We start from the raw sequence: 12384 nt of genomic DNA, 5'->3' as shown, positions 1-12384 counted from the left end.
GACAAATAAACAATATAATTGTGTATGTTTCAACATAAAATATGAAAAAGATAATGGAAAAACGGTTTTATTGGAACATCTACAACAGATGGTTTAAAAATAAGAGAGTTTACATATTTTCAAATGTAAAGGGTTTCTGTTATGATTAAATAGAAATATTATGGGAGGGAAAGCGTATGAAATATGTGCTTGTCATCAATCCTGGATCCACATCCACAAAGATTGCCATTTACAGTACCGAGTCCATGGAGATTCATACAGAAGTGGTGGAACACAATGTGGAAGTGTTGAAGGCCTTTGAACATATCATCGACCAGAGTGAAGTTAGACGGGAAGAAATCATAAGGGTCCTCCGGGAGAAGAAAATCGGAAAAGAGGACCTTGCCTGCGTGGTTGGCCGCGGTGGACTTCTGAGACCCATAAGAGGGGGCACCTATCTTGTGGATATGGATATTGTGAACGATCTGAAAGCTGCCGTGCAAGGGGAGCATGCCTCGAACCTGGGACCTATCCTTGCCAAAGAGATTGCCGATGAGGCTGGTGTAGAAGCCTATATTGTCGATCCTGTGGCCTGCGATGAAATGGACGATGTGGCCAGATTTACAGGTCTTAAAGGAGAAGAAAGAGGCTCTCTTGCTCATTACCTGAACATCAAAGGCGTCACAAGAAAGGTCTGCGAAGAAGAAGGATTCAGTTTTTATGAAGATAATTTCATCGTGGCGCATCTGGGTGGAGGCTTTTCTATAGGACCGCTGAAAAAGGGAAGATTGGTGGATGTGAACAACGCAAACCACGGGGGACCTTTCAGTCCGGAACGTGTGGGCACGCTGCCTCTAGGAGTTCTGGTGAAATATGCCTTCTCCGGAGAGTACGACAAGAAGTCTCTTCTTAGAAAGTTCCAGAGAAGTGCGGGTCTTGTGTCCCATCTTGGCACATCAGATGCCAGAGAAGTGGAAAGAATGATCCATGATGGGGATGATTATGCAGCCAAAGTCTACGAGGCCATGGCCTACCAGATCGCCAAGGAGATTGGCGCATCCGCAGCAGTGCTGAAGGGCGATGTGAAAGCCATCATTATGACTGGAGGCCTCGCTTATTCCAGCATGCTCATGGGGATGGTGGAAGAATATGTGAAGTTCATTGCACCGGTGGTGAGAGTGCCCGGTGAACTGGAAATGAAATCACTCTATGAAGGGTCAAGAAGAGTGCTGAGCGGAGAAGAAAAACCGCTGAGATACAGGGAGGAAATACTGAGTGAAAAGTTTTAATGAAATCTATGAGAAAATCAAGGGCAGTGACCGTCAAAGAGTCATTGCAGTGGCTGCGGCGGAAGATGAGCCAGTTCTGAAGGCAGTGGCGAAGGCGAAAGAGCTGGGGCTTTGCAATGCAGTGCTGGTGGGAGACGAGGAGAAGATTCTGTCTCTTCTAAGCGAGCTGTCCTTGGAGAACACTTTTAAAATCATTGGAGAGAAGAACCCGGCGAAAGCAGCAAAGATTGCAGCGAATCTCGTGAGAGAGGGAGAGTGCGACATTCTCATGAAAGGCCTGGTGGACACCAAGTCTCTTCTTAGGGCTGTGCTGGACAAGGAAACAGGTCTTGCCACAGGCAACCTCATCAGCCATATAGCAGCCTTTGAAGTGCCAGGTTATGACCGGATGCTCTTTGTCACGGATGCAGCCATGAACACCTACCCTGGTCTTAAGGAAAAGGTGGGGATTCTCACCAATGCGGTTTCCTTTGTAAAGAGCCTTGGTGTTGAAACACCCAAAGTAGCAGGAATCTGCGCTGTGGAAGTGGTCAACGAAGCCATGCAGGCCACCGTGGATGCAGCCATGCTGTCCAAGATGAATGACAGAGGGCAGATCAAAGGATGCATCGTGGATGGACCCTTGGCCCTGGATAATGCGCTCAGTGTGGAAGCTGCGGAACATAAAGGCATCAAGAGCCCTGTGGCCGGTCATGCGGACATTCTTCTGATGCCGAACATCGAATCCGGAAATGTCCTATATAAAGCGCTCACTTATACGACGGAAAGCAAGTCCGGTGGTGTCCTTCTGGGAGCAAAAGCCCCAGTGGTGGTCACCTCCAGAGCAGACTCCTTTGAAAGCAAAGTCAACAGCATCGCCATGGCCGTGCTGAACGCATAGAAGAAACCTTTTTTCAGGAAACAGTGTGTAAAATCTATTTGAATCGTTTGGGGGAAAACATGAGTAAACTACTAATCATCAATCCAGGATCCACATCCACAAAAATCGGTATTTTTGACGGAAACACCGAAGTGGCATCTCATACACTGCGTCATGAGGCTTCTGTCATTGGAAGTTTCCATAGTGTCATCGATCAGTATGAGTGGAGAATTGAGGAAATCAAAAAGGTGCTGGCAGATCAAGGGGAAGCTTTAGATTCTTTTGACGCCTATGTGGGCAGAGGGGGCCTTTTAAAGCCCATCAAATCCGGTACCTATAGAGTAAACGAAGCCATGCTGGCGGACCTGAAAAAGAGCATCAAGGGTGAGCATGCATCAAACCTTGGAGCAATGATTGCTCAGGGCCTTGCTACAGAATATGGAAAAGAAGCCTTCATCGCAGACCCGGTGGTGGTGGATGAAATGGAGGATCTGGCAAGAATCTCCGGAAACAGCAAGTTTGAAAAAGTGAGCATTTTCCACGCCCTCAATCAGAAGGCAGTGGCAAAGCGCTATGCCAAGGAAAACCATCTGGACTACAACGAGCTGAACCTCATTGTGGTGCATCTGGGTGGAGGCATCAGTGTAGGCGCCCATAAGAATGGAAAGGTTGTGGATGTGAACAACGCGCTGAATGGAGAAGGACCTTTCTCTCCAGAAAGAAGCGGAACCCTTCCTGCAGCAGATCTTGTGGAAATTTCTTTCTCCGGAAAGTACACCAAGGGAGAGATCCTCAAGATGATCACAGGAAAAGGCGGCTTTGTTTCCTATTTAGGAACCAATGATGCTAGAGAAGTGGAAAACCGCGCAGCTGCGGGAGACGCAGAAGCAAAGAAGATTTACGACGCCATGGGGTATCAGGTGGCAAAGGAAATCGGTTCTCTTGCACCGGTGCTTATGGGAAAAGTGGATGCCATCCTTCTTACTGGCGGCATTGCCTACTCCAAGATGATGGTGAATATCATCAAGGAAAGAGTGGAGTTCATCGCCCCTGTGGTGGTGTATCCCGGGGAAGACGAGCTTTTGGCGCTTGCTGAAGCAGCCAATCGTGTCCTCTGTGGAGAAGAAGAAGCCATCATCTACGAATAGACAACAGAATAGAAATTGAATGACATAAAATTATCAAATTCATAATATAGAGTGAAAAAATCTTAAAAAAGTTAAAAATCGTGATTTGTAAAGGTATTCAGGGGTCTTTCATAACAGATGACCATTTCTGTTGTGAAAGTTCCTCTCACTTTACAAACAATTCATTAATTTTCAATCAGATGAAGAGCTTTGTCATGAAATTGAAAATTAGATTCCCAAAGGAATTTGTACTAAAATAGAACCATGAAAGTATGTATGGAGGTATAGCCTTTGGAGAGAATCACGATCATCACCGGACATTTCGGCAGCGGAAAATCCGAAATTTCCATCAATCTGGCCAAGAAAATGAACCGGGAAGGCCAAAAGGTCGCCCTGGTGGATCTCGACATCGTGAATCCGTTTTTCTGTATCCGGGACTTCAAGGAGACCCTGGGGAAAGAAGGGATTGATGTCATCGCAGCAAATCCTGAGTGGTCCAATGCGGAGCTCATGATGGTGCCTGCGGAAGTCAGTGGTATTTTTGTCAAAAAAGATACCAGTTATATCATGGACATCGGTGGAGACGACATGGGTGCCGTGGTTTTAGGGCAGTACAATGGGGAGCTTTTAAAAACAGGCTACAATCTGTTTTTTGTCATCAATACCCAGCGTCCTATGACACCAGATGAAAAAGGAATCAAAGAGTACATTGAAGGTATTGAGAGAAGCGCAAGACTGAAAGTGACGCATCTCATTTCCAACACCAACCTGTCTTTAGAGACCACAGTGGAAGAAATTCTGAAAGGGGATCAGATTGTGTCTGAGCTTTCCAAAGAATTGGGGATTCCCCATCTGTACACCGTGGCCAGAGAAGATCTGGCTGGAGAACTGGAAGGAAAACTGAATGGGGAGCTGCTTCCCATAGAAATCTTTATGAAAACGCCATGGAGTTAAAATAAAAGGGGGATATGGTATGCCAAAAGTTGTGTTTAGGGAAGAACGATGCAAAAGCTGCGGACAGTGTGTCATTGCCTGTCCTGTGAACATCATCGGTTTCACAGACAGAATCAATGAAAAAGGGTACAGACCAGCAGGGATTCCTGCGGAGCTCATGGAGAAGTGCATTGGATGTACTTCCTGTGGAAGAATGTGTCCGGACTTAGTCATCACAGTATATAAATAGGGGGTTTAGGTATGAGCGAAAAGGTACTCATGAAGGGAAATGAAGCTATTGGAGAAGCGGCCATCAGAGCCAACTGCAAATGCTTCTTCGGATATCCGATCACACCGCAGACAGAAGTGGCTGCGTATATGGCAAAGAAGATGCCAACCATCGGCAGAGTGTTTCTGCAGGCGGAAAGTGAAATTGCAGCCGTCAATATGGTTTATGGAGCAGCTGGCACAGGCGTAAGATGCATGACCAGTTCCTCTTCACCAGGAATCAGCCTGAAGGCGGAAGGAATCTCCTATCTTGCTGGAGCGGAGCTTCCTTGCGTCATCATCAACATCGTGCGTGGAGGTCCAGGACTTGGCGGTATTCAGCCAGCACAGTCTGACTACTTCCAGGCTACAAAGGGTGGAGCTCATGGAGATTTCCACATGCCAGTATATGCCCCATCCTCCATCCAGGAAATGGTGGACCTTATTCAGGAGGCCTTTGATGTGGCAGATGAATACAGAACACCTTGTATGATCATGGGAGACGGTATGCTGGGACAGATGATGGAGCCAGTAGAATTCAAGGAAAACCTCAAAAAGAGAGATCTTCCTGAAAAGACCTGGGCAGCCAATGGAAGAATGGGCAGAGCGCATCACAATGTGATCAACTCCCTGTTCCTGAAGACAGAAGCTCTGGAAGAGCACAACAATCATCTGGGCAGAAAGTATGCAGCCATCAAGGAAAAAGAAGTCAAGTATGAACTGATGAATACAGAAGATGCAGACCTCATTCTGGTTGCCTATGGAACCACAGCAAGAATCTGTAAGAACGTCATCAAGCTTGCCAAAGAAAAGGGCGTTAAGCTTGGACTTGTCAGACCTATTACCCTGTGGCCATATCCACAGGAAGCCTTTGATCTCACCATCGGAAGCACCAAACATGGCTACCTCACCGTAGAAATGAGCATGGGCCAGATGGTAGAAGATGTAAGACTCTCTGTTGAAGGAAGAAAGCCGGTTCATTTCTATGGACGTTCCGGCGGTATGATTCCTACTCCAGATGAGATTCTTGCGAAGGCACTCGAAATCGTAGGGGGGAACAAGTAATGGAAGTGAAAGACAGACCAATTCTATTTAAACCAACTACAGGACTTTTGGATGTACCTACACATTACTGTCCTGGTTGTACACACGGTGTAATCCATAGACTCATTGGTGAGGTTATGGAAGAGCTGGATATCATCGACAAGACCATTGGGGTGGCTCCTGTTGGATGTTCCGTTCTAGCCTATGACTATTTTGCCTGTGATATGTTTGAAGCAGCTCATGGTAGAGCTCCAGCTGTTGCGACAGGTATCAAGAGAGCAAATCCAGACAAGATTGTCTTCACTTATCAGGGAGATGGAGACATCGCTGCCATCGGTACTGCAGAAGCAGTCCATGCAGCAGCAAGAGGCGAAAAGATCGTGACCATCTTTGTCAACAATTGTATTTATGGAATGACAGGCGGACAGATGGCGCCTACAACTCTTCCTGGACAGAAGACTGAAACTTCTCCATATGGAAGAGATGTTGCAACACAAGGATATCCCATCAGATTCTCTGAAATGCTGGCACAGCTGGATGGCGCTTATTACATCGAACGAGTATCTGTAGATAAGGTTGCAGGGGTAGCCAAGACCAAGAAAGCCATCAAGAAGGCATTCCAGAATGCCATCGACGGTAAAGGCTTCAACATGGTGGAAGTACTTTCCATTTGCCCTACCAACTGGGGACTTAATACAGAGGAGTCTCTGAACTGGCTGAGAGAAAGCATGATTCCTTACTACCCACTGGGTGTAAAGAAGGATCTTGACAAGAAGGAGGAAGCGAAATAATGACACAAGAAGTTATTTTTGCAGGCTTCGGCGGGCAGGGTATTCTGTCCATGGGGAAGTTCCTGGCTTTCGGTGGAATGGATAAGGGAATGAATGTTTCCTGGTGTCCAAGCTATGGTCCTGAAATGCGTGGAGGTACCGCGAACTGTTCTGTGATCCTTTCTGATGAGGAAATTGGAGCACCGATTATTTCTGCGCCTGACACCATCGTTGTGATGAACAGACCTTCCCTGGATAAGTTTGAGAAAACAGTAAAGCCAGGCGGACTGATCATTCTGGACAGCAATCTTGTCACAAGAGAAGTGGACAGAGATGATGTGACTGTCATCAGAATCCCAAGCCAGACAGAAGCAGAAGCCATTGGTTCTGCGAAGATCGCCAATATGATTCTTCTGGGTGCTTTGGTAGAGAAGACTGGAATCATCTCCAAGGATGAGCTTCTGGAATCTCTCAAAGGCCATGGAAAAGAGACCTTCTTTGAGATGAATAAGAATGCCATTGAAAAGGGTATTGAATACGCCAAGAAGGCTTAATAATACGTAGTAAATAAGAAGGACCTCTCTTTATGTGTGTAAGCACATTCAGAGAGGTCTCTTTAGTTCTGAAAAAAGAAGCATTTCTATCAAGTTTTACTACTTTGGTAAGAAAGGGGTCCAGTCTACCGTTCTCAGTTCCAGTTGGAAAAGATATGCAAATAGGAGAAGAAGAATCGAAGACAATGCAAAGTAGGAGATTTTTTTGGTGACATTTTTTTGTCTCCAAGCGAAACTCATTCCTACGGTGCTGGCCATTGCGAATATGAAGTAAAGTACAAGTAACATGATAATTCCTCGCTTTCAAAATAAATAGGAGTATGGATAGTACTGTAGATTCATGTATTGTTTTGCTTGAATGAAGCGGTCTTATGATTTGGGGTGGTCCACTTGTTCTATAATTACATTCGATTCAACAACCTCTGCTTTTTGTCTTTCTTTCTTGATGATCTGTTCAAACCATAGAATATAAAGAAATGTGAAAAGAACAATAGACAGCAAGGCAATACGAAGGAAAAGTGTCACTTCAAAGATCTGGCTCAACCCCAAGGCAACGAAGAGAGAAAGAAATGGAACATAAGGGGCAAAGGGGGCAAACTTTCCAAATGCCTTCCGATGCAGCGTTTTCTTTAGATCAGCCTCTTTGTTGCCTTCATCATAGGCTTCCTGATCAAAGGACAGATGAAGACCTTTTAGGAATAGATATCCAGAGAATGCTACGCCGAACCAGTCTTTCTTCATGATGAAGAAAAGTAAGTAACCACCTCCAACAAATATTGTAACTAAAAATAGAGTCTTACTTGTGACTTTCAAAATACCGCCTCCTCTATATAAAGGTGTGTATGGAGTAGAGTCTATTGATCTCCTATCAATTCTATGACGGGATCATAAGGGAATTTAAAGGATTCCAAGTAATGTTTTTTCAATCTCTATGAATAAACGTAGGGTTTGGGTTTTCGCCAAACCGCTGCTTCCAGTATTGCCGGTTTCCTGTGAAAAGTAAAGTATTGAAGAGCTGAATCTGGTAAGAGGGGAAGAGCAGTCCAGCGGCAAATATCAAGATTGCGATGATCATATTAAAGAAGGCATAACTTGTGACGCCTTTCAGCATGGTCTCATACACACCATCCCCTTTGTAGAGGTCTTCGATGTAGTCGTTGATCCTTTCATGGTTTCCTTTTTTCACTTGTATATATCGCCATACAAAGGCAATGAGGAGAATCAGCCATACAAACTGTACAAAGAGAAAAATGTAGAGCGTTGATCTTGACATGGTTTTGTATGTCTCCAGATAAAGATCCAGAGGACTTGGTTTGGTATAGGCATTTCCAGTAGTCAAAGCGGCACCTCTCAAAATATTCATTAACTATATCATAACAAAAAAAAGTTATCTTTCTATAAGAATATTCATAATTCACATAGTATGATTCAGATTTTTCAGATGAAAAAGAAATGATTGCATAGGGTTATTACGCTGTTTAAAGATGAACGTAACAAGCCTTCAACTATCATCAGGGTTGTTACGTTGATAAAGTGAAAATTTGAAAGGGTCTTACTTCGATGCTGATGATAATATTTAGATGAAAATTGATTTTACCTAGACAATCATAAAATAACGTCATTTCTTGGTTTGTTTTATTACTGGGGTTTACAACGTAACAATGTTATGTTACATTATACTCAAGAGGTGAGAGAAATGGAAGAATTAATCTCCAAGAAAGATCTGCTGACAGAAATGGACATTTCTTATGGACAGCTGTATCGGTGGAAACGGAAGAAACTGATTCCGGAAGAATGGTTCATGAAAAAGTCCACCTACACAGGACATGAAACCTTCTTCCCAAGAGAAAGAATTCTCGAGAGGATTCAGCAGATTCTCAATATGAAAGATGGTGCATCCTTGGATGACCTTGCAGACAAGTTCTCCTCGGATATACCAGAAGAGCTCATGAGAAAAAAAGAAGACCTTATCGGACTAGGGGTGCTCCACACTGAGATCATCAGGCTCTATGAGGAAATCTTTAAAGGAAAGGAAGAATACAGCTTTCAGGATATCCTCTATATGTATATCTCGGAAGACCTGCTGCATCAAGGGAACTTAAGTGTGGAAGACCTTTCAAGAATTCTCAAAATGCTCAGTGACCAGTACGAAAACATCAAGGATAAAGATCCCGCCTTATCTGTCTACAGAAGATTTGGCGTAACCGTATCCCTTCTCCATAAATCAGGAGAAATCTTCTACTCAGACCAGGTGCCCATCGTGGACAACTACAGCATCCGTGGTGCTCTGGAAAAACTGAAACTGAAACTTATATAGCGGGAGGTAAAAAACATGGAAAAGAGAGATTTAAGAATCAGCGGTGCATCGGTGGCCACCGGTGGAGAATATAGAGATGTGAAGGTATCCGGAGCCAGCAAGATTACTTCTGATATATCCTGTGAGACCATGTCCATCTCCGGAGCCATCACGGTGGACGGAAATGTGGACGCCACCTCCTGTAAAATCTCCGGAGCCTGTAAAGTCAGGGGCTATGTAAGATCTGAGGAGATCAAGATTTCCGGTGGAAGCTCCATAGGAGACTTCCTGGAAGGAAATGAGATATCACTTTCAGGAGGCATCAAAGTTCATGGAGACATCAGAAGCAACCACCTGAAGCTCAGTGGTGAAATCACGGTGGACGGGAATATGGAATGCGAGGAGTTTTACCTCTCAGGCGCCATCACCTCCAAAGGAACCGTAAACTGCGAGAAATGCGAACTGAAAATAGCCAGCAGCTCTTCCTTAGGAGAACTGGTAGGCTCTGAGATTGTGGTAAAAGAAGGACTCAGCTCTGGGGGGCTTCTGAAGAGCCTCTTTGGAGGAGGAAACGGTCAGCTGAAGGTCACCCTTGTAGAAGGAGATGACATCTATCTGGAGAATACTACTGCAGAAGTAGTACGCGGAGCGAAAGTAACTTTAGGACCTGGATGCAAAGTAAAAAAGGTGGAATACAGCGAAAAGCTGGAAGTGCACCAGCAGGCGAAGGTGGAAGAAAAAATAGAGTTGTAGAAAATCCGTTGATCCAATGAAGCGGCAGGAGCAAAGTATTTTAGACCAGTCGGCAGATGGACTTTGTCAGAGATAGACTCTCTGGAAATAAAGGAAGGATAAAAATGAAACGAAATAAATTCAATATTCATATTCTGACCCACGATGGTAAAATCCTGGACCGAAAAGAAGAAGGCATCAGCTACCAGATGAAAAATCTCCTGAATGGCCGTGAGTTTGCAACAGATTATCAGACAGATGACATGTATAAAGTACAGCTGGAAGCCATGAGAGAATGGATCATCAAGATGCGCTGGTAGGAGGTAAAGATGGATAGACAAGATGTAAAAAGTGTTGGAGACATCACGCTGGAAAAAGGATTCTATGGGAAGATCTCCTGTGCAGGAGATCTTCTCCTGAAAGGCGAACTGGAAGCCTACAGCATAAAAGCGGCAGGGGACCTGGAAGCTTTAGAGAATGTAAAGGTGGAGACCTTAAGAGTATACGGAGATGCGGAGTTCAGAAAAGACGTGGAAGCCATAGAGGCGAAAATCTATGGAGATGCAGAAATTTTTGGACACTTTCAATGTCAGGATCTGAAGGTGTTTGGGGAATGCACCCTCAAAAAGCTGGATGCAGAGAAGCTCACTGTCTTTGGTGCATTGGAAAGAGCAGAAGAAGTCAATGCGGAAAAAGCGGAGTTCAGTGGAGAAGTAGAGATCACAGGAGTTCTTAATGTGGGACATGGAGAGTTTAAGCTTGTAGGAGACTCCAAAGTAGAAGAAATCTACTGCGAAAGTCTTTCTGTGAAATCCGATGGGGAGTTTTTTAACGGAGTGCTTTCTGGGCTTATCTCCCGAGGGAAGAGCGGCACCTTAACTTCTGATCTCATTGAAGGAGATGACATCTATCTGGAAAATACTACAGCGAAGATGGTCCGGGGGAATAAAATCAAGATTGGTCCTGGGTGCAGAATCCAGCGTGTGGAGTATAATGAAAGGCTTGAAGTGCACAGCAGTGCAGAAGTGAAAGAAAAAGCAGAGCTGTAAAAGATGAAAAAGATGGATGGGGCTTCTCAGCAGTGGGAAGCCTTTTTCATTGGTTCACAAGTTCATCCACCAAGTGCTATAATGAGAAAAAATACTAAAAAAGGCGGCGATGTCCTTGAAAACCAATATCGAAATGAACAACACCCTGACCAAGCTCAGCGAGTTTAAAAACAATTCCACTTTTCAGGTTCTGGAGTATGATGATCTTCGTGGAGGCAGCGATGTGAAAACAGCGTTCATGCTCTCCTATATGAGAGATGCGAACATCAAGCTGCGTCAGCTTCGTATTGTGCTGCAGGGAGGCGGTGTTTATACAGAGCCCAATGCCTTGAGCTTTATGAGAGGACCCATTGAGGTTTCCACCAACACAGGTGGCCTCATGGGACTGTCCAAGAAATTTGTCTCTTCTAAAATCTCAGGAGAGCCTGTGATCAAGCCTCTATTTAAGGGAGTTGGTGAAATCCTTCTGGAGCCATCCTTTGGACATTACGCCATCCTTCAGCTGGAAAAGGAAGAAATCATCATCGATGATGAGCTTTTCTTTGCAGCGGAGGACACCATCGACATCAGTGTCACCACCATGAAAAGCATCAGCAGTGCTCTTTTTGGTTCGGAAGGCTTCTTTCAGACAAAGCTCTCCGGTACAGGCATCGTGGTGCTGGAGATTCCAGTGCCGGAAACAGAGATTTTCAAGTACTCTTTGGTGGATGATGTGCTGAAGATTGACGGCAGCTTCTCGATTCTAAGGACTGCAGGCATACAGTTCACCGTGGAGAAAACCACTAAGACCCTCATCGGTTCCGGCTTTTCCGGTGAAGGACTTCTGAAGGTCTTCAGAGGCACCGGTGAAGTGTGGCTTATGCCCACCAAGGTGGTCTATGACAAGATGCTGTCCCAAGGAATGCCCTTTGGTGTGGGCGGCATGGACAATCTGGTTCAGGAACCTGGATTCCACAAAGATCATGATAAAAACAGAAATGGAGAAAAAGAAAAGTAGACTAGGTGGTAATATCCACCTCATCTACTTCACTGCTCGATATTCTGACGACCATTTTCACAGGTAGAGCTACGATGACTTCATAGCTTTCAGAGATCCAGCCCATATCCTCATGAATGGATAAGGGAACAATCTCTTCCGGCAGTCTGTGAAGCTTCACAGCGCCATCTTTCAATTCTAGATTTCCTTCATAGGATTCTCCGTTATGGATAAACGGAAACTTTATTTCGTGAGCCATGGTTTCATCTAAAGCATGCCGGAAAATCTCCTTACCATCCTTTTCCACGATGATGACTTTATCTCCTACTGTGGGAGACTGGGTAAGGTGGAAATAAAGGGGCGGCATAAAGCTTAGAAATACGAAGAAAAAGAGTAAGGCGATATCCCATTTTTTAAGAGGGTAGCTGCCATAGATTTCTTTGAAGGTGCTGATCATGGTGAGGTTTCCTTCCCAGGTGTCTGACTTGTGAAAAAAGGTTGGTATCACT

At 44.8% G+C, this 12384-nt stretch carries 18 protein-coding genes; 14 read left to right on the top strand and 4 right to left on the bottom strand.

Annotated features, from left to right (window positions below):
• Positions 1-176 precede the first annotated feature (176 nt).
• From buk (T487_RS0111390) to T487_RS0111355, 8 genes are all read left to right on the top strand, one after another.
• Positions 177-1268 carry a butyrate kinase gene (gene buk, locus T487_RS0111390; protein ID WP_031577260.1) on the top strand — a complete coding sequence of 364 codons (1092 nt, stop codon included), beginning with the start codon at positions 177-179 and terminating at the stop codon, positions 1266-1268.
• Positions 1255-2148, top strand: coding sequence for a phosphate butyryltransferase (gene ptb, locus T487_RS0111385; protein ID WP_031577259.1), 894 nt, complete (start codon positions 1255-1257; stop codon positions 2146-2148). The genes buk (T487_RS0111390) and ptb overlap by 14 nt, the downstream gene beginning before the upstream one ends.
• 59 nt (positions 2149-2207) lie before the next feature.
• Positions 2208-3275, top strand: coding sequence for a butyrate kinase (buk, locus tag T487_RS0111380; protein ID WP_031577258.1), 1068 nt, complete (start codon positions 2208-2210; stop codon positions 3273-3275).
• 270 nt (positions 3276-3545) lie between these two features.
• Positions 3546-4208: a nucleotide-binding protein gene (locus T487_RS0111375; RefSeq protein ID WP_031577257.1), complete on the top strand. Its 663-nt coding sequence runs from the start codon at positions 3546-3548 to the stop codon at positions 4206-4208.
• 19 nt (positions 4209-4227) lie between these two features.
• Entirely contained in the window at positions 4228-4437 is a 210-nt protein-coding gene (locus tag T487_RS0111370; RefSeq protein ID WP_031577256.1) for a 4Fe-4S binding protein, read from the top strand.
• A gap of 11 nt (positions 4438-4448) precedes the next feature.
• Positions 4449-5519: a 3-methyl-2-oxobutanoate dehydrogenase subunit VorB gene (locus T487_RS0111365; RefSeq protein ID WP_031577255.1), complete on the top strand. Its 1071-nt coding sequence runs from the start codon at positions 4449-4451 to the stop codon at positions 5517-5519.
• On the top strand, positions 5519-6289 hold the full coding sequence (locus T487_RS0111360) for a thiamine pyrophosphate-dependent enzyme (protein WP_031577254.1): 771 nt from the start codon (positions 5519-5521) through the stop codon (positions 6287-6289). The genes T487_RS0111365 and T487_RS0111360 overlap by 1 nt, the downstream gene beginning before the upstream one ends.
• Positions 6289-6822, top strand: a complete 534-nt coding sequence (locus T487_RS0111355) for a 2-oxoacid:acceptor oxidoreductase family protein (RefSeq protein WP_031577253.1) — start codon at positions 6289-6291, stop codon at positions 6820-6822. The genes T487_RS0111360 and T487_RS0111355 overlap by 1 nt, the downstream gene beginning before the upstream one ends.
• 99 nt (positions 6823-6921) lie before the next feature.
• On the opposite strand, the gene T487_RS0111350 is transcribed toward T487_RS0111355, so the two are convergent.
• The 3 genes from T487_RS0111350 to T487_RS0111340 form a co-directional block, all read right to left on the bottom strand.
• On the bottom strand, positions 6922-7110 hold the full coding sequence (locus T487_RS0111350; RefSeq protein ID WP_031577252.1) for a hypothetical protein: 189 nt from the start codon (positions 7108-7110) through the stop codon (positions 6922-6924).
• A gap of 81 nt (positions 7111-7191) precedes the next feature.
• Positions 7192-7635 carry a hypothetical protein gene (locus T487_RS0111345; protein ID WP_031577250.1) on the bottom strand — a complete coding sequence of 148 codons (444 nt, stop codon included), beginning with the start codon at positions 7633-7635 and terminating at the stop codon, positions 7192-7194.
• Positions 7636-7744: 109 nt separating this feature from the next.
• Positions 7745-8185 carry a hypothetical protein gene (locus T487_RS0111340; protein WP_143004644.1) on the bottom strand — a complete coding sequence of 147 codons (441 nt, stop codon included), beginning with the start codon at positions 8183-8185 and terminating at the stop codon, positions 7745-7747.
• Between the two features lie 333 nt (positions 8186-8518).
• Between T487_RS0111340 and T487_RS0111335 the strand changes: the two genes are divergently transcribed.
• From T487_RS0111335 to T487_RS0111315, 6 genes are all read left to right on the top strand, one after another.
• Positions 8519-9139 (top strand): DUF4004 family protein, encoded by a 621-nt coding sequence (locus tag T487_RS0111335; RefSeq protein ID WP_031577248.1) that lies wholly within the window; start codon positions 8519-8521, stop codon positions 9137-9139.
• A 15-nt stretch (positions 9140-9154) separates the two neighbouring features.
• Positions 9155-9871: a polymer-forming cytoskeletal protein gene (locus T487_RS0111330; protein ID WP_031577246.1), complete on the top strand. Its 717-nt coding sequence runs from the start codon at positions 9155-9157 to the stop codon at positions 9869-9871.
• A gap of 104 nt (positions 9872-9975) precedes the next feature.
• Entirely contained in the window at positions 9976-10170 is a 195-nt protein-coding gene (locus T487_RS0111325) for a hypothetical protein (protein WP_143004645.1), read from the top strand.
• Between the two features lie 9 nt (positions 10171-10179).
• Positions 10180-10899, top strand: a complete 720-nt coding sequence (locus T487_RS0111320; RefSeq protein WP_051651686.1) for a hypothetical protein — start codon at positions 10180-10182, stop codon at positions 10897-10899.
• Between the two features lie 3 nt (positions 10900-10902).
• Positions 10903-11067, top strand: coding sequence for a hypothetical protein (locus T487_RS16565; RefSeq protein WP_162178254.1), 165 nt, complete (start codon positions 10903-10905; stop codon positions 11065-11067).
• The gene (locus T487_RS0111315; protein ID WP_242848056.1) at positions 11033-11896 is read left to right on the top strand and encodes an AIM24 family protein; all 864 of its coding nucleotides are present in this window, start codon (positions 11033-11035) and stop codon (positions 11894-11896) included. Before T487_RS16565 ends, T487_RS0111315 begins: the two co-directional genes overlap by 35 nt.
• Position 11897: 1 nt before the next feature.
• Here the strand turns inward: T487_RS0111315 and T487_RS0111310 are convergent, their stop codons facing one another.
• Positions 11898-12383 (bottom strand): NusG domain II-containing protein, encoded by a 486-nt coding sequence (locus tag T487_RS0111310; protein ID WP_051651685.1) that lies wholly within the window; start codon positions 12381-12383, stop codon positions 11898-11900.
• Position 12384 lies beyond the last annotated feature (1 nt).

This window comes from Proteiniclasticum ruminis DSM 24773 (assembly GCF_000701905.1).
GTDB lineage: Bacteria > Bacillota > Clostridia > Clostridiales > Clostridiaceae > Proteiniclasticum > Proteiniclasticum ruminis.
Note: the sequence above shows the minus strand (reverse complement) of the source record. Positions and strands in the feature narration are given on the sequence as shown.

Excerpts from the sequence above, each read along its gene's own strand:
- T487_RS0111350 (WP_031577252.1), bottom strand. The coding sequence starts at position 7,110 with ATGTTACTTGTACTTTACTTCATATTCGCAATGGCCAGCACCGTAGGA.
- T487_RS0111320 (WP_051651686.1), top strand. The coding sequence starts at position 10,180 with ATGGATAGACAAGATGTAAAAAGTGTTGGAGACATCACGCTGGAAAAA.
- T487_RS0111360 (WP_031577254.1), top strand. The coding sequence starts at position 5,519 with ATGGAAGTGAAAGACAGACCAATTCTATTTAAACCAACTACAGGACTT.
- T487_RS0111370 (WP_031577256.1), top strand. The coding sequence starts at position 4,228 with ATGCCAAAAGTTGTGTTTAGGGAAGAACGATGCAAAAGCTGCGGACAG.
- T487_RS0111330 (WP_031577246.1), top strand. The coding sequence starts at position 9,155 with ATGGAAAAGAGAGATTTAAGAATCAGCGGTGCATCGGTGGCCACCGGT.
- T487_RS0111315 (WP_242848056.1), top strand. The coding sequence starts at position 11,033 with ATGAACAACACCCTGACCAAGCTCAGCGAGTTTAAAAACAATTCCACT.
- T487_RS0111355 (WP_031577253.1), top strand. The coding sequence starts at position 6,289 with ATGACACAAGAAGTTATTTTTGCAGGCTTCGGCGGGCAGGGTATTCTG.
- T487_RS16565 (WP_162178254.1), top strand. The coding sequence starts at position 10,903 with ATGAAAAAGATGGATGGGGCTTCTCAGCAGTGGGAAGCCTTTTTCATT.
- buk (WP_031577260.1), top strand. The coding sequence starts at position 177 with ATGAAATATGTGCTTGTCATCAATCCTGGATCCACATCCACAAAGATT.
- buk (WP_031577258.1), top strand. The coding sequence starts at position 2,208 with ATGAGTAAACTACTAATCATCAATCCAGGATCCACATCCACAAAAATC.
- T487_RS0111340 (WP_143004644.1), bottom strand. The coding sequence starts at position 8,185 with ATGAATATTTTGAGAGGTGCCGCTTTGACTACTGGAAATGCCTATACC.
- T487_RS0111325 (WP_143004645.1), top strand. The coding sequence starts at position 9,976 with ATGAAACGAAATAAATTCAATATTCATATTCTGACCCACGATGGTAAA.
- T487_RS0111365 (WP_031577255.1), top strand. The coding sequence starts at position 4,449 with ATGAGCGAAAAGGTACTCATGAAGGGAAATGAAGCTATTGGAGAAGCG.
- T487_RS0111335 (WP_031577248.1), top strand. The coding sequence starts at position 8,519 with ATGGAAGAATTAATCTCCAAGAAAGATCTGCTGACAGAAATGGACATT.